The organism is Pseudomonas sp. Leaf48 (genome assembly GCF_001421885.1).
Taxonomy (GTDB): Bacteria; Pseudomonadota; Gammaproteobacteria; order Pseudomonadales; family Pseudomonadaceae; genus Aquipseudomonas.
Genome location: NZ_LMLH01000032.1, coordinates 123,210 through 142,488, shown reverse-complemented (window position 1 = coordinate 142,488; position 19,279 = coordinate 123,210). Strand labels below are relative to the sequence as shown.

The 19,279-nt window shown below is 55.4% G+C and carries 16 protein-coding genes and 4 pseudogenes; 11 read left to right on the top strand and 9 right to left on the bottom strand.

All coding sequences use genetic code 11. The annotated features are described in order from the left end of the window. Positions 1 to 13: 13 nt before the first annotated feature. Positions 14 to 1,360 carry a hypothetical protein gene (locus ASE98_RS23655; protein WP_060543733.1) on the bottom strand — a complete coding sequence of 449 codons (1,347 nt, stop codon included), beginning with the start codon at positions 1,358 to 1,360 and terminating at the stop codon, positions 14 to 16. 268 nt (positions 1,361 to 1,628) lie between these two features. Here ASE98_RS23655 and ASE98_RS23650 point away from each other — a divergent pair, with 268 nt between their 5' ends. From ASE98_RS23650 to ASE98_RS23635, 4 genes are all read left to right on the top strand, one after another. Continuing rightward, positions 1,629 to 3,074 carry a sensor histidine kinase gene (locus ASE98_RS23650; RefSeq protein WP_060543732.1) on the top strand — a complete coding sequence of 482 codons (1,446 nt, stop codon included), beginning with the start codon at positions 1,629 to 1,631 and terminating at the stop codon, positions 3,072 to 3,074. A 185-nt stretch (positions 3,075 to 3,259) separates the two neighbouring features. Then, positions 3,260 to 4,336, top strand: coding sequence for an SCO family protein (locus tag ASE98_RS23645; protein WP_060543731.1), 1,077 nt, complete (start codon positions 3,260 to 3,262; stop codon positions 4,334 to 4,336). 112 nt (positions 4,337 to 4,448) lie between these two features. After that, positions 4,449 to 5,939 (top strand): sensor histidine kinase, encoded by a 1,491-nt coding sequence (locus ASE98_RS23640; protein ID WP_060543730.1) that lies wholly within the window; start codon positions 4,449 to 4,451, stop codon positions 5,937 to 5,939. Then, positions 5,908 to 7,338 (top strand): sigma-54-dependent transcriptional regulator, encoded by a 1,431-nt coding sequence (locus ASE98_RS23635; RefSeq protein WP_060543729.1) that lies wholly within the window; start codon positions 5,908 to 5,910, stop codon positions 7,336 to 7,338. Before ASE98_RS23640 ends, ASE98_RS23635 begins: the two co-directional genes overlap by 32 nt. A gap of 3 nt (positions 7,339 to 7,341) precedes the next feature. Here the strand turns inward: ASE98_RS23635 and ASE98_RS23630 are convergent, their stop codons facing one another. Then, the gene (locus ASE98_RS23630; RefSeq protein WP_060543728.1) at positions 7,342 to 7,725 is read right to left on the bottom strand and encodes a hypothetical protein; all 384 of its coding nucleotides are present in this window, start codon (positions 7,723 to 7,725) and stop codon (positions 7,342 to 7,344) included. Between the two features lie 180 nt (positions 7,726 to 7,905). On the opposite strand from ASE98_RS23630, the pseudogene ASE98_RS23625 reads away from it, so the two are divergent. Continuing rightward, positions 7,906 to 8,706 (top strand): annotated as a pseudogene (locus ASE98_RS23625) (class I SAM-dependent methyltransferase); the annotation flags it as partial. Between the two features lie 25 nt (positions 8,707 to 8,731). Here the strand turns inward: ASE98_RS23625 and ASE98_RS27375 are convergent. From ASE98_RS27375 to ASE98_RS23615, 3 genes and pseudogenes are all read right to left on the bottom strand, one after another. Then, positions 8,732 to 8,908, bottom strand: a pseudogene (locus tag ASE98_RS27375) (addiction module antidote protein); the annotation flags it as partial. A gap of 212 nt (positions 8,909 to 9,120) precedes the next feature. Beyond that, positions 9,121 to 9,576, bottom strand: coding sequence for a hypothetical protein (locus tag ASE98_RS23620; RefSeq protein ID WP_060543727.1), 456 nt, complete (start codon positions 9,574 to 9,576; stop codon positions 9,121 to 9,123). 636 nt (positions 9,577 to 10,212) lie between these two features. Beyond that, positions 10,213 to 11,217 carry a hypothetical protein gene (locus ASE98_RS23615; RefSeq protein WP_156465547.1) on the bottom strand — a complete coding sequence of 335 codons (1,005 nt, stop codon included), beginning with the start codon at positions 11,215 to 11,217 and terminating at the stop codon, positions 10,213 to 10,215. Between the two features lie 736 nt (positions 11,218 to 11,953). Between ASE98_RS23615 and ASE98_RS27370 the strand changes: the two are divergent. The 4 genes and pseudogenes from ASE98_RS27370 to ASE98_RS26760 form a co-directional block, all read left to right on the top strand. Beyond that, a pseudogene (locus tag ASE98_RS27370) lies at positions 11,954 to 12,211 on the top strand (hypothetical protein); the annotation flags it as partial. Beyond that, on the top strand, positions 12,201 to 12,674 hold the full coding sequence (locus ASE98_RS23605) for a hypothetical protein (RefSeq protein WP_236707825.1): 474 nt from the start codon (positions 12,201 to 12,203) through the stop codon (positions 12,672 to 12,674). The pseudogene ASE98_RS27370 and the gene ASE98_RS23605, both read left to right, overlap by 11 nt. 317 nt (positions 12,675 to 12,991) lie before the next feature. Beyond that, complete coding sequence (locus ASE98_RS26285; RefSeq protein WP_082457641.1) at positions 12,992 to 13,756, top strand: tetratricopeptide repeat protein; 765 nt, start codon at positions 12,992 to 12,994, stop codon at positions 13,754 to 13,756. Positions 13,757 to 14,064: 308 nt separating this feature from the next. Continuing rightward, positions 14,065 to 14,541 (top strand): hypothetical protein, encoded by a 477-nt coding sequence (locus ASE98_RS26760; protein WP_156465546.1) that lies wholly within the window; start codon positions 14,065 to 14,067, stop codon positions 14,539 to 14,541. Positions 14,542 to 15,002: 461 nt separating this feature from the next. Here ASE98_RS26760 and copD read toward each other — a convergent pair whose 3' ends face one another. From copD to ASE98_RS23575, 4 genes are all read right to left on the bottom strand, one after another. After that, complete coding sequence (gene copD / locus ASE98_RS23590; RefSeq protein ID WP_060543723.1) at positions 15,003 to 15,941, bottom strand: copper homeostasis membrane protein CopD; 939 nt, start codon at positions 15,939 to 15,941, stop codon at positions 15,003 to 15,005. A 3-nt stretch (positions 15,942 to 15,944) separates the two neighbouring features. Beyond that, positions 15,945 to 16,328 (bottom strand): copper homeostasis periplasmic binding protein CopC, encoded by a 384-nt coding sequence (gene copC / locus ASE98_RS23585; RefSeq protein WP_060543722.1) that lies wholly within the window; start codon positions 16,326 to 16,328, stop codon positions 15,945 to 15,947. A 255-nt stretch (positions 16,329 to 16,583) separates the two neighbouring features. After that, positions 16,584 to 17,972 carry a heavy metal sensor histidine kinase gene (locus ASE98_RS23580; protein ID WP_060543721.1) on the bottom strand — a complete coding sequence of 463 codons (1,389 nt, stop codon included), beginning with the start codon at positions 17,970 to 17,972 and terminating at the stop codon, positions 16,584 to 16,586. Further along, a complete protein-coding gene (locus ASE98_RS23575) occupies positions 17,969 to 18,658 on the bottom strand; it encodes a heavy metal response regulator transcription factor (RefSeq protein ID WP_060543720.1) in 690 nt (229 codons plus the stop codon). The genes ASE98_RS23580 and ASE98_RS23575 overlap by 4 nt, the downstream gene beginning before the upstream one ends. 97 nt (positions 18,659 to 18,755) lie before the next feature. Between ASE98_RS23575 and ASE98_RS27835 the strand changes: the two are divergent. Beyond that, positions 18,756 to 18,918: pseudogene (locus ASE98_RS27835) on the top strand (cupredoxin domain-containing protein); the annotation flags it as partial. A 102-nt stretch (positions 18,919 to 19,020) separates the two neighbouring features. Next, positions 19,021 to 19,278, top strand: coding sequence for a DUF2933 domain-containing protein (locus ASE98_RS23570; protein ID WP_060543719.1), 258 nt, complete (start codon positions 19,021 to 19,023; stop codon positions 19,276 to 19,278). Position 19,279: the final 1 nt, after the last annotated feature.

Genomic DNA, 19,279 nt, shown 5'->3' with positions numbered 1-19,279 from the left:
GGCATGTGAGCGTTCATTGCACGATGACCACTTCTTCGGTGTCGCTGCCGCCATTGGATGACGACACCCGAACCTTGGCTGGCGGAATCGGTGTGATGCCGGTGCTGAGGCTTTTCACCGCACCGTCCCCACTCAAGGCGCCGATGGCGATCCCTGTGTCTGAGGTGGCGGTGAGCACCGGTGGCGAGGTTTCATCGCTGGTCGAGGCGATCACGGTGATTTGCCCGGTGCTGAGTTTGTATTCGGCACTTGAAATCACCACCAGGTCAGTCAGGGGCATAGGCAAGGTGGTCGGCGTGCTGCTGGCGATGGCCAGGTGGTTGTCGGCGGTCACTTGCAACGTGCTTGGCAATGTCGGATTGCTCGGCGACTGGGCATACCAGTGGCCGGTGGAGTTGGCCTCGGTCAGGTTCAGTACCGGGCTGTTGCTGGCCAGGATCACGGTGGCCGGCGCAGGGGGGGCCATGACGAACACATCCTGCTGGGCCACCGGTGCGCTCTCACCGGCCTTGCGCGAGTAGGTGCTGCGCTCGGCGATGATCGGCGTCGGCCGGACCACGGTCGACAGCTTGCCGGAGACGGCGAAGACGTCAGTGCGCAAGTCGATGCCATTGGGGCCTTCGATGCGCACGTAGTTGGTATTGAACGGACTGCCGGTGACGGCCTCCGCGAGGTTCGGGTCGCCGACGAATTGTTCGGCCGCGCCGGTGAGCGGGTTGGTCTCGGTGTATGGGCCATTGACGCTGCGCAGGAACGGGCCGATATCGCCCTTGAGTGCGCCGTCGTAGGTTTTCGGCGAGCCGATGCCGATGTCCCGGGTCATGTTGATTGCGCGCTGCCCGGGGGTGTCGATGTTGAATACCTCGACACCGTAGGGATGGGTAATCACGTAGGTGCCAGCGGTGGGCACGTCGACGCGAATGCGGATGCGGGCAAAGCTGACCTGGTCACCCTCGACGGGTTCTTCGGCAGCGAATGCGGCCTCGATGGCCGAGACGTAGGTCAGGTCGATGCCCCTGGCCGCATCGACGATGGCGCCATCGGCGGTAAACCAGAACGCTTCGTCGGGAAAATTGGTCGGGAAGACAATCGGTTGCGCGTCGTCAAACACGCCGGGCGTCGGCAGCAGATTGCACATGTAGGTCGGGGCACCCGGAACGCTCGCTACACGAGAACTGACAGCCTTGGACAGGCAAAGATCGAGGGTCCGACCGTGGGTGTCCTGATACCACGAGGCGAAACTTCCGTTGCCGGGCAGGTAGGGGCCGGGGTCGACAGCAAACAGCGCCGCGTGGGCGGCGCCTTGGGCCAGAGCGGACACGACCAGTGCGATCGTGGTTTTGGACAGTAAAGGGTGCATGAGTATTCCCTCTATCAGAGTTCCTGCCCCTTGGGCGGGTCAGTTGGCAGGGTTTCGGCAAATTCCATACCAATCTGCGAAAACAGCCGTGAAGAGGCCGGCCTGTGGGCCTGTGCGCAGCTGGCGCCGATAGGCCAGCGCTTGGCGCAAAGGGCCACAGCGCCCAGACGTGGGGGTAGATTGGGAAGTGAGGAAGGGGGACCCAAAGTCGGGCAAACCGGCTTGAATGGGCTATAAAACTAGTGGAGGTTTACGGGGAACCACGTCGATGACTACGCTTGCCAAAGCAATGCCGACCGAAAATGAGATTCGCCTGAACTCGCGCAAGCAGCCGTTCAATCTGCTGCGCTGGTTCTCGCTGATCAGCATGGCGGTCATCGGCACGGCGGCGGTGGCATTGGGGGCGGTGTCCAGCCGCTTCGTGATCACCGAAAGTGTGCAGCGCGATGCCTTGTTGACCTCGCAGTTCGTCCAGGCGATAGCCACGGCCGAGGTGGAACATGTGTCGATCCCCAACGTGCGGACCATGGGCGAGTTGCTGGACCCACGCAAGGACCAGGATTTTCCCGATGTCGACCCGCTGGCCCGTGCCAGTGCCCGGGGCGAATTCCTCGACCATATCGAACATTTGCCCGACGTGATCCTGGCCAACATCTATGCCCCCGATCGCATGGTGATCTGGTCGACCAACCCGGCCCTGATGGGCACCACGATCCATACCGATAAAGACCTCGAACAGGCATTCGCATTGAAGACTGCGGTGTCGACCAGCTACCACACTGTCGACAAGACGCGAAAGGAGCAGAAGTTCGTGGTACCCCCGCAGTTCATCTTCATCGAAAACTACATTCCGCTGTTCGACGCCGATGGCAAGACGGTCATGGCCATGGTCGAAATCTATAAAGAACCCCAGGACCTGATCAATCGCATGGAGCGTGGCCTGGTGCTGATCTGGCTGGCCACCGCCCTGGGTGGCGGCCTGATCTATCTGGGCCTGTACTGGATTGTACGACGGGCGGCAACACTGCTGGCGCAACAGCAGGAGCAATTGATCACCAATGAAACCTATGTGGTGCTGGGCGAGATGTCGTCGGCGGTGGCCCACAGCCTGCGTAACCCCTTGGCGACCATCCGCTCAAGCGCCGAGCTGGCACAGGAGTTCGACGATGGCGCGGCACATAAGAACATCACCGACATCATCGGTCAGGTCGATCGCATGTCGATGTGGGTGCGGGAGTTGCTGCAGTCGTTGCGTCCGCTCAATGACGAGCCCGAGCCGGTAAACCTGGTGGCGGCCTTGCATGACAGCCTGATGGCCTACGAGCAGCAGATCGCCAAGGCTAAAGTCACCGTGGAGTTCAAGCCGGACCAGACGCCGATGGTCCTGAGCGAGCACGGGCAGCTGACACAAATCCTCAACAGCCTGCTGGCCAATGCCATGGAAGCAATGGAGACGGGCGGTAAGTTGACCATCCAGATCGAACCGGGCGATGCCCAGGCTGTGAGCGTGGTCGTCACTGACACCGGCAGAGGCATGAGCGACGAGCAACAAAGCATGGCATTCCGTCCGTTTTTCACCACCAAGCAAGGCGGACTGGGCGTCGGACTGGTGCTGGTCAAACGCATCATGGAACGTTTCGGCGGTGCGGTAGCCCTGGACAGTCGCGAGGGTGAGGGCACCTCTGTGCGCCTGACGTTCAAGCGGGTTCCCTGAAGTTGGGTGTGAACTTTCCCCATTTGCGGGGGGCAGTCCCCGTTTTTCTCCAGGTTCATGGTGTGTTTATATTGATAACTTATTGAATTTAATAGAGTTGATAATTCTGCGTCAGTTAGTTGCAAATCTGGCGAGGTCCTTGCAAAACCTTCATCACCTCCTTCATGACGTAGAGGCGGCTGGTGATGAAAAACAACGTGCGCTCGCGAGCCTGGGGCATGCATCTGGTACTGGCTGTGGTGGTCGGTTTGCTGGCCAGCCAGCTACTGCTCGCCAATCGCGCGCCGTCGACACCTGAGCCGGCTGTTGAAGCTGAGTCCGAGTCTGCCACCCCGTGGGGGGGCGACTACTTCCCCAATATTCTGCTGACCAACCAGGACGGTCAGCAGGTGCGTTTCTTCGATGATCTGATCAAAGGCAAAGTGGTGGTGATCAACTTCATCTTCACTTCGTGCAGCGACTCCTGCCCACTGGAAACCGCTCGCCTGCGCCAGGTGCAGAAGCTGCTGGGCGATCGTGTCGGCAAGGACATCTTTTTCTACTCCATCAGCATCGATCCCTTGAGCGATACACCTGAAGTACTCAAGGCCTATGCGCAACGCTTTCAGATCGGGCCGGGCTGGCAGTTCCTCACCGGCGAATTTGCCGATATCACCGATCTGCGCAAAAAGCTCGGTTTGTTCATCGACGGCGTCGACAACGGCCGCAACAAGGATCACAACCTGAGCCTGATCGTCGGCAACCAGAGCACCGGACGCTGGATGAAAGCCTCGCCCTTCGAGAACCCCTGGATAATCGCCGATCAACTGGCCAACACCTTGCAGAACTGGAAGCAAGCCAGCACGGGAGAAAGCTACGCGGACGCTCCCGAAATCCGTCCGCCGAGCAATGGCGAAGAGCTGTTCCGCACCCGTTGCGCCTCCTGTCACAGCCTGGGCCCGCTGGACGGTCAGGGCATTGGCCTGCGCAGCATCGGCCCGGATCTGATCGGCGTGACCCGTCTGCGCGATCCGGCCTGGCTCACCCGCTGGATTCGCGAACCGGATCGCATGCTGGCCGAGAAAGACCCGATTGCCATGGAGCTGTTCGAGCGTTTCAACAAGATCCCGATGCCCAACCTGCGCCTTGACCAGGCTGCTGCGCAGTCGATCATCGAGTTCCTGCACGAAGAAACCGAGCGCCAGCAGCCATCGGTAGCACCACTGGTCAGCGGTACCGACGAGCCGGCAATTGCGCCGTCGAACATGAGTCAGGTGCAGTGACTGAGAAGTGGAAGTGTCGAAATAGTGACGTTGGCCAGTCCATTGCATCAATGTTACCTACACTGATGCAAAGGGCTGAAAAGGTTTGATTTCAAGGAAGCAGGACCCGCCCATGCAAATAATCGAACAACAAAAAATCATACCGGTGCCACCGGCACCACAAAGCAAGGGGTGGCGGCCTCAGTTCAATCTGTTGCGCTGGTTTTCCCTGGCCAGCTTTTTCATCATCGCCATCGTGGCGCTGGGTCTGGGTTATATCTCCACGCGTTTTGTGGTGGACGAAAGCATCGAGCGCGACTCGATGCTGACTGCGCAGTTCATCCAGGCCATCGGTGAAGCGGAGATCCGCCATGCCGGAATTTCCCCGAACCGGACCATGGGCGAGATGCTCGACCCGCGCATGGACAATGATTATCCAGATGTCAGCCCCGCAGCCCGGGCTGCTTCTCGTATTGAGTTTCTCGATCACGTGGAACATCTGCCGGACATTCTGCTGGCAACGGTTTACGCCCACGATCGCACGGTGGTCTGGTCGACCAACCCGGAACTGATCGGCACGCGCATCGACGATGACGATGAGCTGGCCGAGGCCTTTGAGATGAAAGAACCGGTGTCTACCAGTTACCACGAGATCGATGAGGGACGTCCCGAGCAACGGTTGTTGCGTGAGCCGGAATACCTGTTCGTCGAGAACTACATCCCGCTGTTCAATGCCGACAAAAGCAAAGTGTTAGCCATGGTCGAGATCTACAAGGAACCGGTTGATCTGGTGGGACGCATCCAGCGCGGGTTCAAGGCGATCTGGCTGGCCACCCTGATCGGAGGGGCGGCGATTTATCTCGGGCTGTTCTGGATCGTGCGGCACGCCGCAATGCTGTTGCAGAGCCAGCAGAAGCAGCTGATCGCCAATGAAACCTTTGTCGCCCTGGGGGAGATGTCCTCGGCAGTGGCGCACAGCTTGCGTAATCCTCTGGCGAACATCCGTTCCAGTGCCGAACTGGCCCAGGAAATCGCCAGCCAGACAGCGCAGAAAAACATCGGCGACATCATCAGCCAGGTCGACCGCATGTCGCGCTGGGTCCGCGACCTGCTGGTATCGCTGCGACCGGTGAACGACGACTGTGAAACCGTCGATCTGGTGCTGGTCATCGACGACACCCTCAGTGCCTTCGAGTCGTTGATCAAGCGCTCGCAGGTCGAGGTGCGCTTCACCCCCAAAAGCGTGCCACCGATCGTCAGCCAGCAGATGCTGTTGACGCAAATACTCAATAGCCTGTTTGCAAATGCACTGGAAGCGATGCCCAAGGGCGGCGTATTGACGATCGATATCGAGTCGCCTGCGCCGGGGCATCTGCGCATGGCCCTGACCGATACCGGCAAGGGCATGTCCAGGCAGCAGCAGCAAATGGTCTTCAAACCGTTTTTCACCACCAAGCAGGGCGGGCTGGGCGTAGGCCTGGCCCTGGTAAAAAGAATAATGGAGCGGTTTGAAGGCTCGGTCGAACTGACCAGCCAGGAGCAGGAAGGAACCCGCGTGTGTCTCAATTTCAAAGTGGCAACGGGAGGGGAATATGGAGCACAGCGTACTGCTGGTCGAGGATGACGAAATCCTTGCCGAGAATATTCAGACCTACCTGGAGCGCAAGGCCTTCGAGGTGACTGTCTGCCATTCGGCTGAAGACGCACTGGAGCATTTGAGGTCTTTCGTTCCAGATGTGGTACTGACCGACAACTCATTGCCCGGCATGAGTGGTCACGACCTGATCCAGAAGCTGCGCGTCAGCGCGCCGGATCTGAAAGTGATCATGATGACCGGCTACGGCAACGTCGAAGACGCGGTGGTGGCGATGAAAGAGGGCGCCTTTCATTACGTCACCAAACCTGTGGCCCTGCCGGAGCTCAAGCTGCTGCTGGACAAGGCCCTGGCCACCGACCGAATGGAGCGCACCCTGTCGTTCTACCAGGAGCGTGAAGCCCAGAAGTCCGGGGTGCAGGCTTTGATTGGCGAGTCGGAGCCGATGCAGTACCTCAAGGGCACCATTGCCCAGTTGCTCGACGCCGAACGGCGAATGGCCAACAGTGATCTGCCGCCGGTATTGGTCGAAGGCGAGACCGGCACCGGCAAAGAGTTGGTGGCCCGGGCCTTGCACTTTGACGGCCCGCGCAGCAAAGGACCGTTCATTGAATTCAACTGCGCCTCGATTCCGTCCAATCTGGTGGAGTCGGAACTGTTCGGCCACGAGAAGGGCGCCTTTACCGACGCCAAGGACCGCCGCATGGGGCTGGTGGAAGCGGCCGACGGTGGCACGCTGTTCCTTGATGAAATCGGTGAAATGGACCTGCTGCTGCAAGCCAAATTGCTGAAACTGCTGGAAGACCGCACCATCCGCCGGGTCGGCTCGGTCAAGGAGCGCAAGGTCGATCTACGGGTGATCAGCGCCACCAACTGCAACCTCGAACAGATGGTTCAGCAGGGCAAGTTTCGCCGAGACCTGTTTTTCCGCCTGCGCATCATTTCGATCAAGGTGCCGCGCCTGTACACCCGTGGTGCCGACATCCTGCTGCTGGCCAGGCACTTTCTGGCCACCCATGGCAAACGCTACGGCAAGCCGAACCTGCATTTCAGCGAGCACGCCGAAGCCCTGCTGCTCAGCTACAGCTGGCCGGGCAACGTGCGCGAATTGCGCAACATGCTCGAACAGACCGTGTTGCTCGCGCAAAGCGACACCATTGCCGCCCATCAACTCAATGTCTGCCTGAGCCTGGTGGACGAGCCCCTGGCGCAGCAAGAGGTGGCGCAGTATCACGACCAGCGTCCGGCCTACAACGGCAGCGAGTCGATGAACCTGCCGGAAGTGGAGCGCGACATGGTGCGCAAGATGCTCGACAAGACCGACTGGAACGTCACCAAATCGGCGCGCCTGTTGGGGCTCAGTCGTGACATGCTGCGTTATCGCATCGAAAAACTCGGCCTTGCGCGCCCGGACAAGCGCCAGTGGTAGATGTCACTGCAGCCTGGGCGGCTGTCGACCGCAGCTCATCATGCATGAGGGATCGACGACTTCCTGGTTCACGTAGATGCCGCGCTCCGGATCATAGGCGCGGATGAACACGCGAACGGTGGCATCGGCCACTGTCGGCAAGCGCGAGTCGGAGAACACATGCTCGCTCGAAACCGGAATGAAATTGCCCGGCTCGGTCGGGATGTATGAACCTGGCGGTATGGTGCTCAGCGAAGGCGGGGAAGGGTGGGCGAAGGGCTGGTCTGTCCCGTAATAATTGAATTCACTGCTGTCGCTGTCGGTTTGCATCGCATTGTCGTCCGCGTAGGCGCCCGGCGAGGCGATCAGGCAGAGGGTGAGCAGTAGCGTCAGATCGGTTTTTTTCATGGCGGCACCTGCGAAAGCGGTTCCAATGCATTTCCCCAAGGTCATTAACTATAGCCCTCCCGTGGGGCCGCCGCCGGTGCGGGTCACTTACAGGTTCGCAACAAACTGCTCATGGGGTTGCCAGCAGGGTTGATTTAGACTCCGGCCGATTATTCAAACGACCGTCCACTGGAGCGTGCAATGGAAATGCCGACAAAAGAAGCCGCCATCGCGAGCAACCGCGAGGCCTGGAACGACTCCGCCCGCCATCACAAAGACTCCCCGGATTGGCCGGCCCTGGCAGACGCGGTGCGCCAGGCGAATTTTTCCTGTCTGGATGAAACCCTCAGCGGTTTACTGATGCAGGTGGGGGTCGCCGATAAGGATCTGGTCCAACTGGGTTGCAACAACGGCCGAGAAAGCCTGTCGCTGTTTGCCCTGGGGGCCCGCAGCGTGGTCGGCGTCGACCAGTCCGGGGCGTTCCTCGAACAGGCACGGGAACTGGCCTCGCGTTCGCCCCATGCGCCGCAATTCATCGAGGCGGACATCCACCATTTACCGGCCGACTTGCAGGGGCGTTTCGATGTGGCGCTGATCACCATCGGCGTCCTCAACTGGATGCCGGACATCGGCGCATTCTTGCGTCACGTCGCGCAAACCCTGAAACCGGGCGGCGCGCTGGTGGTGTACGAAACTCACCCGTTCCTGGAAATGTTCGATCCCGAGGCCGCTGACCCGTTTCGCCTCTCAAGTTCCTATTTTCGCAGCGAGCCGTTCGTGCAGCACGAACCGATCGTCTATGAAGGCAAGGTCGAACAACCGTCCGCGCCGTCCTACTGGTTCGTCCACACCCTGGGCGACCTGTTCAGCGGCGCCATTGCGGCGGGGCTGCAGATCAGCCACTTCAAGGAATATGCGCATTCCAACCGCGAGGAGGCCTATGACCGCTACCAGCAGCAGGTGGCGCAGTTGCCGTTGTGCTTTACGTGGGTGGTGGTGAAGGGGGGGGCAGAGCAGGGGATGCCGATCAGAGATTTGAGTGACTGGCTGGGTGATCGGGCTGTGCGCAGAGATCGATGCCCAAGGCATGAATGACCTTCAGGACCGTGTCGAAGCGTGGTTTTGCACCGGGAGCGAAGGCCTTGTACAGGCTTTCGCGACCCATTGCGGATTCTTTGGCTATCTGTGTCATGCCCTGGACTTTGATTCCCCCCCCCCAGAGCCTATGCGCGTAACGAGACATAAGCAGGTTTGCCCCCGAGGGCCCCGTTGCGGGCAAGCATGCGCGTTGGCGCATTTCTCCCGGCCCTGTGGCGTTCGGCGGACCGAGTAGCATGGGAACGGGGCAGAGGCTGATGAATTTGTCAGCGTCGCGCAGACGGCTGCACTCCAACACGTAGTGGGAGCGATCCAAGCTCAATCAAACTGCTTTGATGCGCTGGCGATGCGCTGGTACTTACGCAGCTGCCGGTTAGCGCTGCGGATATCCAGAAAAAATATCTCTCCGCTGCGCCACAGCAGCATCCACGCGGTGACGGTAACGACCCCCACGGGGATCGTGCCTTCAATGCCCAGAGCCGTGCCTGTCAGCGCCAAGGCTAGTGCCAAGCCCAGGAGTATCAGCGCTACCAGCCGCTGGCTGCGAATATCCCCTCTGAGTTGTTCGCTCTTTTCCTCAAAGGTATTGCTGATGGCTTGCTGCAGGCGTTCTCGCTCATCTTGCGGGCAGCGAATCTGCAGGCACAGCTCGGAGTGGTACCAGGCGCTATCCGACAGGTAGTCCACCAGTTCGGGGCTCAGCTTGGGGGTGGCCGGCGAGGCAAACGGATTGAGGTAATCATGGGTGATCGTCAGATCGATTTTTTTAGTCATAACTAACCTTTGCTTGGTGGACTTGTGGATGGAGGCTTTAGTGTTCAAGGTAAAGCTAGACGCAATACAGCTGATCTGCCTGATCTGCAGTCGCACGCGCTGTACAGGAGCGAAACTGCGTACACAGCTTCCACCGGGATGCATCGGTGATTTTGTTGGTCGAGGGGGGAGGATTGAAATGCCGGTCGAAGACTTGCGAAGGCGTTAGGTCTTTTGCGGCACAGAGATTTTTCAACTGCTAGTCATTAGTTCTTGTTGAGCGCCCACAGGGATGCGGGCCAACATTTTACTAGGGCTTCTGTTCAAAAAATCGACCGATTGCTATGGAAGACAACTATTCGAGGTATCTAATTTTCCGATTTCTGCCTGTCACCAAGGGCTGCACCCGACCCAAAACGGCCTATCGCAAGAGACGGAAAACGGTCGATAACGGCCCTTCGGCCTAAGTCAAATTTCGGCAAAAGCGTTACGAAACCAGGAACGACTCAATCTGCCGCACCTTCCAGCATGACATCAGCAGATAAACTCTTCTGCTTCAGCTGTTTATTAATCAACTTTATCAGTTCGCGAATTGCCTGCTCCAGTCGAGTCATATGCTGGGTCATCCACTGGATTCTCCGGCTCTCTTTGGCATGATCACTGTCTATGTATTTCGACGAGCCCCCTGTCTATGGCATCTACCACCCAACCCAATGGTCGACCTACTTTTCCCTGAATATTGGGTTCTAGTAGCTCAAGGATATGGTGTGCTTGAGAAACGGTTAGGCCATCCATCAACGATACGACTTGCCATGCTAGCGCCCGCTGAGTTTTAGGGCGATAGGGCTCTGCCTCTCGATTTATGACTCGGATGATAAGATTCCCGTGCTTCTGGAGTGAAAGGCTAGTTTTTCCGGCAGGCGCATCCGTGAGAGTCACAAGTGTTGACTCCTGATAATTGTCAGTTCTGCTGTTGGCCACTATCTCTTTTATCCGGTGGATAACTTTCACCCACTCTGGCTTGCTAGCGAAGTACGAAGGATGACCAACTGCGATAACTGGTATTTCACGTCCTAGACAGTTCACAAAAAGTTTTTCCCCGAAAAAAATTCGAACCTGCCTGCCTTTATGTTGTGTATAAATTGGAATCCCTAAATTTCGATCAACTTTGCCTTGGCAGTAATTAGCACGAAAAAAATCAAACGTGGCGATCCCTTCCAAGAGGATTATCTTTGGCGAAATGAACGAAATCATTTCCTCCAAAAATGGTTTGGCTTCGCGCTGGGCCTCATCTAATGTGATTCCTTGTTCAACCTTAAAGGTTTCTACACTGGAGGCCCTTCGGAAGGCAAGATTAGACTTTGGTATCTTCCTGACCTCTTCCTTGCTGATACCAAAAACTTCCATGAGAAGCGGCAGCATTGCCCTTTGGATTGGATAGTCACAATCCACATACTCATGTTCCCAGTTTTCATAAAATGATTGAGAGGCCAGTTCGGATTCAGACCACTTTGAAGGATTTCCACCAGGTTTAATGCCTACGACGAGCGCTTCGGATGGATCAATTCGGCTAAAAAAAATGCTGTAAAATCGGCGTTCACTTAGACCACTCACCTTTTGATAACGCCTAGCGATGTCTTGCATTTTGACGATTGTATCCAAGGGCGACATCCTCCGATTAGACCGAGTCAGTAAGGTTAGATGAATAGCTACTGCTGGCCGCTTGCAGACTGTCATGAAGGGCTGCAACCGACCCAGTGCGGCGGTGGGCAAGGGCCAAGACTGGCCGTCCTCTACTGGTCATTACTGCCGCTAAGGGGCCACAAGCGGTCCTTTAATGCGACTTCGGCTTCAAGGGTGGATCAGCACGCCGGTTTACGATTCGTAAAAAACACCTGCAATAACGCTAATTTTGGTTTTTTCCGAGTGACCGAAGCCTCTCAAGCTATGCGGCCTTGCCAACGATAGTGTCGGTGAAGAAACTTCATCGACATCTTGTTTTTTTTGAAACTTACCCCCACCGAATGCCAATGAAAGCTTTTCAGCCTCCAGGTGGAATCCAGCTATGGATGACCGGCTCCAACATTTGGGAATGCCCCCTCCTGGCCGTTAGCAGCGTCCATGATCGAATGGCTTACGACGAATCGGATCTATCTCGCGGGCTGTGGCACTTACCTCGTGAGATACAATGAACGCGACTGGATCGTTTTCACTGGAGTCATGAACATGTCCCATGGGTATCTTTACTTGCTCGTTCACAGTCGCGGTGATGTGTTTAAGGTCGGGATTAGTACAGTACCCACCAACCGTCTCCACAAGCATACCCGTCAAGATTTCGTGGTCGCTGATGGTACGCTCTACAAGCTCCCGAGTATCGAAGCCGCGCGCCACCTTGAANCCCACCAACCGTCTCCACAAGCATACCCGTCAAGATTTCGTGGTCGCTGATGGTACGCTCTACAAGCTCCCGAGTATCGAAGCCGCGCGCCACCTTGAACTGCTGATCCTACGCTCTCTACCAAGCGCACGCGGTAAGGGGGCTRGTCGCATTATTGATGGCCGTACAGAATGCTTTCGTATCGGATACTTTCGTTTGGTGAGCAATCTCCTCCTTGCTGCGCTCGAGTCACCGTTGGGTGAAGGCTATGAGCGCTGATGGTACGCTCTACAAGCTCCCGAGTATCGAAGCCGCGCGCCACCTTGAACTGCTGATCCTACGCTCTCTACCAAGCGCACGCGGTAAGGGGGCTAGTCGCATTATTGATGGCCGTACAGAATGCTTTCGTATCGGATACTTTCGTTTGGTGAGCAATCTCCTCCTTGCTGCGCTCGAGTCACCGTTGGGTGAAGGCTATGAGGTGTGCGATATGGAAGGCCACATCAAGGTTCCATCAAGAATGAATGGCTGGGACATTCCTGAGGTGCGGGCAGCACGCCTGGACAGCCCCCAATGCACGGTCAATGGCGTGACGTATAAGAGCTTTCGAAATGCATGGATCTCTTTATTCGGCGAGGAAACTCCAGGCCGCCAACCTGCACGGATTGAGTGGAAAAAGCAGGGTAAATTGGAAATTCGTGGTCTGTTATTCGAGAAGGTTCAAGGCAACGTCGAAGAATAGTCCTCACTTCTGGTGAAAATGCCGAACCGCCTTGCGTATAGGCGCTGAAGAAACTAGTGATTCTAGACTCGCCAGTAATCGTCACCAGTGCGGCTCGTTCAGACCGCTTCTGGCCGTTTTCTGCCCCGCGTGAAGTGCAGCAACAGATCATGTTTAGATGTTGGGGTGGTAAAAAATGATACTGGTTGCGACGGCCGTTGCGGCAGGAACTTCAGGGTATTGGCCAGGTCAATAGCGGCCCTGTATCGGAAATGCCGAACAGCGCTGTGGCCGTTTTTACGGTAGTGCCGTCCGAGTTCAGTCGAGTCAGCCCCCTGATGCCAACCAAGAGTTTTCTGCCGGGCCTCATCCTGGTGTTCTGCGCCGTCGCGTCGTTTTGTTCCGTCGCTGCCGAGCGAAGAGCGCCCGCGCAAAGCAACAGCGCATCAACCACCCTGATCGAAACAGCCTCGCGGCAGTATGAAAATGGCCAACTGGACCAGGCCGCCGCCACGTTGGAGCGTGCTCTGAATATCCAGCCGAACAATCCCGCAACGCTGCATTACCTCGGTGTGTTGCGTCTTCAGCAGGGGCAGTACCAGCAGGCTGAAACCTTGGCGGCTCGCTCGAACATGCGGGTTGGTCGCAACGTCGAGTTGCGCAACCGTAACTTCCAATTGATCCAGGCGGCGCGGCAGGCTCAATCTTCGGGTACCCCACCCAATGCCAAAGAGGATCTGGTCGCAGTACAGAAGGGGCTGGAAGAGGAGACCCAAAGGCGCCGCGAAGCAGAAAAGGCCGTTGCTGAACAATCCACGCCGGTCACTGGGCACGACGCTGGCAACTTCGCTGGCGCAGAGACAGATCGGGTTGCGCAAGCACCGACGGCTAGCAAAGCCGGACCCGAAGGAAAATTGCGAATGGCGAATGTAGGGCCAGAGCGAGTGTACGCTGAGGTTGAGATTCCCCGCAGCCATATGCCGCCTCCGGGCAAATGCCGAATTTGGTTTCCTCATCGTCCGCCGGGGCATCAGCCCGCATCCGGCAAATGTAAGAAGCTGCGATATCGGGTTCCCTCAGGGGCTTATCTGGTGCGCGGTTGAGTATCTGAGTGTCCACTTTTGGCCGTTTTCTGCCGGTAGCGACTGGCTGAAGTCGACTCAAAGCTGACTGTCAGTTTTTCGAGCATAGCACTGTCTGCCGACACAGCGGACGAGTGAGTCGAAGGCTTGTTGGCTCATCGGTGGATGCCTGGTTGACCCCTGAAGTTGTGTTGGCAGAAGCTGACATTTCGACCGCTTCAAGTCTTGTTAATAAATCTCTACCAAAACCGGAAAAAGAGTGTTATTCCCTCGGCATGGAGCCGTTCTCCACGAGTCAGCAGCCAAAAATTTAGCTAGGTCATCCGCGTATGCCAAGTAAATCAAAAACGTCAGGCGACTCCAGGCAACGGCTTTGGTTTACTACCAATTGGTCACTTAATCTCAACACAACTCTTCTATTAGCTTTGCTGCCCGGCATTTTGGCCCTGGTGGTAACCACCTATATTTCATTTGAGCGAGAGCGCGCAGCGGCCTACCAAGACTTGCTGAGTCGCGTTCGCTCCATGAGCCAGCTGATGGATGAACAGTTGCTACATGTTCAGAATGGGCTGGAGCTGATCGCCACGGCATCAAACGAAATAGATGAACACAACCTCAAGAATTTTTACGGAATTCTCCAGGAATCCCAACGCGAGCTAACGTCAACGAATGGTCTGATTTTGTTTGAGACCAACGGGAATATGTTGCTCAGTACGCTTAGCTCCTTCGGGACTCCGCTGCCGGTTTCCAGCTCTGTAGAGCGGTTACAAAGGGTGGCAAGGACTGGCCAGCCACAAATTGGGTAATTGCATTGATTTGACCACTTGTTTGCATTCGACTTGACCAGTCAATTGCATTCGACTTGACCACCCGTTTGCAATCGACTTGACCAGCGATGGATAACGTATTTCTTCGACCAAAAAAGCTTGGCACACGCTTGCCTTGGAGCTAGACAGGGCTGAAATGATGCCAAAGCCCACCGCCTTTGATGGTTGTGTCGCATTCACGGTGCAAATTTTTGCACTTGTTTGATCAGTGGGGGGCCGAATCGATTTTCGCTGCTGCGAGCGGGTCTACGCCACGATGGACCTGTCCAATTTGTCGAAGCATGAACAGTAGGTCGGCTCACTCAAAGACTGCTTCGGACAGTCCTGGTGATACTTGATGGAGTGAGGTTCTGTCATCGAGATGCTGCTGAGCTTATCCATAATTTCTGATACAAAAATCAGCAATCCCCTGGGGGTAATTTGCAAACAGCGCCAACACTCTACTCCATGCTCATACCCATCTCTGGGCTCAAGGTTCCTAACCAAGCGACTAGGCAAAGTATGATTATTGCTAGCGTGAGCTCTACAGCCATACTGCGTCGCAAAGCATTAACAGCTCCAGTGTATTGACCGCCCTGGATCGATCGTTCTAAAAGTGGGCTCAAGTGAAAGCGGTTCAACGTAGCTAATGCCATCATTACTGCAAACAGTGAAACCTTTAAACTAAGTAATACACCATAAGTACTGAGCGTTATCCCATCAATTGTTGGACCTACAATGAAAAGATAATTCACAACGCCCGAAACACTTAGACTCACCACGATCACTGCACCAGCCAATTCAAACTCAGTAAGAGCTCGGGAGAGAATTCGTAACTCTTGTTCACCATTTAGAATTTTAGTATGCAGCAGTAAAGCGAATGCGGCCAGTGCTCCCATCCAGCCGCCGGCTGCCAAAAGGTGAAAGATATCGCTAATGAAATGCATATAACGAAGATTGCCTTCGTCCATCGCGCCATGGCCTGTCCATGCCAAGGTAGCGAGCGCAATGGCACCAGCCAGAGTAACGACCCAAAGGCTGGAGGTTGGGAAGCGTTTGTTGAGATTGACAGCTATACCTGCCAAAACAAGCGCTGCAATTCGGACCATCCAGGTGAGCCCGACATCGGTACCAGTAAGCACCATTTCGAAGATATGTTGGCGAAGCTCCGTAAACTCTGAAACGCCGCTCATTGCTTTCGCAAGCAACAACATAGCGGCAAAAGACAGAAGTAAACCACCAACAACGGTGCTGAAAAGGAGCGACTCAAAATTCAAGACTGCGCCGGATACCCGCTCCTTTCCCCTGAGGCTGTACAAACCAAAAATAGCCAATCCAAAAAGCAGCATCAGGTCCAGATAAAGAGCTAAGCGAATCAGGATATTGATTGAGTCGCTCATGAATCATTTCACTTTGAAAGAAAAGTTACCGGTGATCGGATGAGTGTCCGAAGAGACTGCACGCCATTCAACTTTATAAGTACCAGTGGTCAATGGAGCCGCCGGTGTGATGACCATCATTTTCGGATCATCACCGCCCGAGACCCCAGCCTTGACGCCCATGGGGGAATTCGGCATGCCGGGCATGTCGGTCATGATCAGTTTTGCACCTGAGAACTGAGTCGTCAGGTTCTCCGAGAAGTGCAGCTCGATCTTGGCAGGTGCGACGGAGGTCGAACCTTCCGAAGGAGTGGAAGAAAGCAGTTTCGGATGCGCTTGAGCAACCCCGCTCAGAAGTAAGCCGGCGGTAAGCGCAACAGCTACGGTGGTAGCTTTAAAGAAGGACATGCAAGACTCCTCACAGCTTGAGCTGTTGATTCGAGGTTTGGTTGGGGAGATCTGTTTTTACTTCTCGACTCTTATAAAAACCAGAGACGGAAATCGAGCGTATGTCGCGTCCTGGTAAGCACTGCACTCAGGGAACAGGTCAAGACTCCCACGCCACAGTGCTGGTACACGATGCCACATGAGAACAGACCGTTCGATTACAATTCAGTAAGCTTGGGATGTGCCACACTTCGCAGGCTAAACGCTGCCCTGGGTTTAAGCGCCTTTCAGGCCGACGCCAGGGAGCTCCATATGGAAGGCTGTTTTTCCATTGGATGAGGTGCACCAGATCTTGCCCTCATGAGCTTCTATGATCGACCGCGTAATTGACAGTCCCAGTCCGGCATTGCTGGGGCTTCCTTCGCGTCGTGCCGGATCTACTCGGAAGAATCGATCAAAGAGCTTTTCTAAGTGCTCGGGGGGGATGACAATCCCTGGGTTTTCCACCGTCACTACTGTGGACGTACTTCTCTCTTTGATATCGACACTGATGGTCCTTCCCTCTGGGGTGTACCTCAAAGCATTCGAAAGCAAATTCGAAATGGCTCTGTGAATCATCAATACATCGCCCCGTACACTTCCTGCTCCTGAAACAGCCAGGTTGATGTCGCGTTCATCAGCCAATAGGCGGTAATACTCAAGCAGTTTCTCCACGACCTCCAGCAGGTCGATCTGTTTGTTTTCAGGCTTGATTAACCCGTTGTCGGACTTGGCAAGGAAAAGCATGTCGTCGATCATTCGCGACATTCGCTTCAAGTCATCGAGATTCGAATACAGATTGTCTTCGTAGTCCTCAATATTCCGTTTTCTAGAGAGCACCACCTCTGTATGAGTCATCAAATTGCTGACTGGGGTACGCAGTTCGTGAGCAATGTCTGCTGAGAAATTGGATAACCGCACAAACGCATCATCTAGTCGGGACAGCATCGCATTGAACGACGATACCATCTGTTGCAGCTCTTTTGGGACCGGCCCCAGGGGGATACGATCCTTGAGTGATTTGGCTGACATCGACGCCGCGACCATGGTCACTTGATGGATTGGACGCATACCACTGCGTGCAACCATCCAGCCTAAAGCGGCACTGACAAGCGCACTGATCGCCAGCCCGATCCAAAACCATCGCTGGAGGGTCTCGAAGAAGGCCATATGATGAGTAACATCAAGGATCAAGATTACGGTCAACGGCTTGTCATGACCATTGACCATCGCTTGTGCTGTCAAACCACGGAACATGTGCTTTTGGTCTTGCCATTCCCATACAGTGTTGGTTGTCACCGAGAGGAACTCTTTCGGAACCTTCATGGGCTGGGGATCAGCGAAAAGTAGTTTATCGTCGACATCCAGAATTAGGGCCGTCAGGTCACGGTGAGCCCCAAGCAACGCTTGTAACTCGGGCTTTAACTCGTTGAATTGATCGATATTTTTCAGCTCTCCCAAAATTCTTTGAGTTGAGTGAAGCTTTTCGTTCAGGGCCTGCTGATCCAGCATTTTGAAGTGGTGCCGGCTCAGGTTGTTGAAACCGAGGCCGGCGATGGTGAGCACAGCCGTTACTGCAAGCATGAACATCAGGCTCATGCGCGTAGTCAGGGATAGACGGTTCATTCCGATTCCGAATCTGGTGCATCGAGCATATAACCCATACCTCGCGAGGTCTGGATCAGCTTGACCTCAAAGCCATCATCAATCTTCGCCCTGAGCCTGCGCACCGCTACCTCAATTACATTGGTGTCGCTGTCGAAGTTCATGTCCCAGACTTGCGAGGCGATGAGCGACTTTGGTAGCACTTCGCCTCGGCGACGGAGCAGTAGTTCCAGGAGTGCAAACTCTTTGGCCGTAAGATCTATGCGTTTGCCTGCCCGAATGGCCCTGCGTTTGAGCAGGTCAACGTCAAGATCGGCAATTTTCATATGAGTTTGCGAGGGCATGCCGTGACCACGGCGGAGCAGTGTCCTGACTCGAGCTAGCAATTCAGAGAATGCGAAGGGTTTGATGAGGTAATCATCAGCTCCGAGCTCAAGACCGTGGACTCGATCTTCAACACGATCTCGTGCCGTCAGAAAGAGTACCGGAACGTCCTTTCCTGACAGGCGTACCCTCCGAAGGACTTCCCATCCATCCATCCCTGGCATCATGACGTCCAGAATCAGCAGGTCATATGCTTCGCTTAAAGCATGTTGAAGAGCCTCAGTGCCGCTGGTGTAACGATCGACATTGAACCCAGCCTCGGTAAGACCCTGCTGCAAATAGATACCTATTTTCGGTTCGTCTTCGGCAATCAGAAGTCTCATAGAGGTGGCTCTCAAAATTGTCATTGGCTGAGTTTGCATCGAATTCGTCGAGCCAACCAGAAACTGACAGAAAAGTAATCTTGGCCTCAGGTGGACGAAGATGGTCAGGATGGAGCACAACGATCCAACATCCTCTGAATAAGCCTGACGCAAACAAAGACCCTACCTGGACCGTCTCCCATAGCACAGACCTGGAGTTTTCCAGCAATGTACCAGGCCACTATCAATCAGGAATGGTTGGCCAGTTTGAAGTGAAGTAAAGCTTGGATTGATTGATCGAGATCATAGCCTCAAGGCGAGCGTGGACTACTCTCAGACGCAGATGCCACTGCAACTCTGGGCAGGACAATAGGAGCAAAGTCATGGCTAACCATCGGCATTCGGTTGAAAACGCTGCTTCACCTTTCTGGAGGAGCAAAACAGGTGTAGTGCTGATCATGCTGGTTGCAATCGGGGGTTTTTACGTGGTCCGGGAACACTTCGGCCATGTTTCACCTTATCTCCCCTATTTGATTCTGTTGATCTGTCCGTTGATGCACTTTTTCGGGCACGGGCACGGGCACGGCGGTCATGGACGACACGGAAGTTCGGAAGCCAACAAGGACGAAAACGGAAACTAAC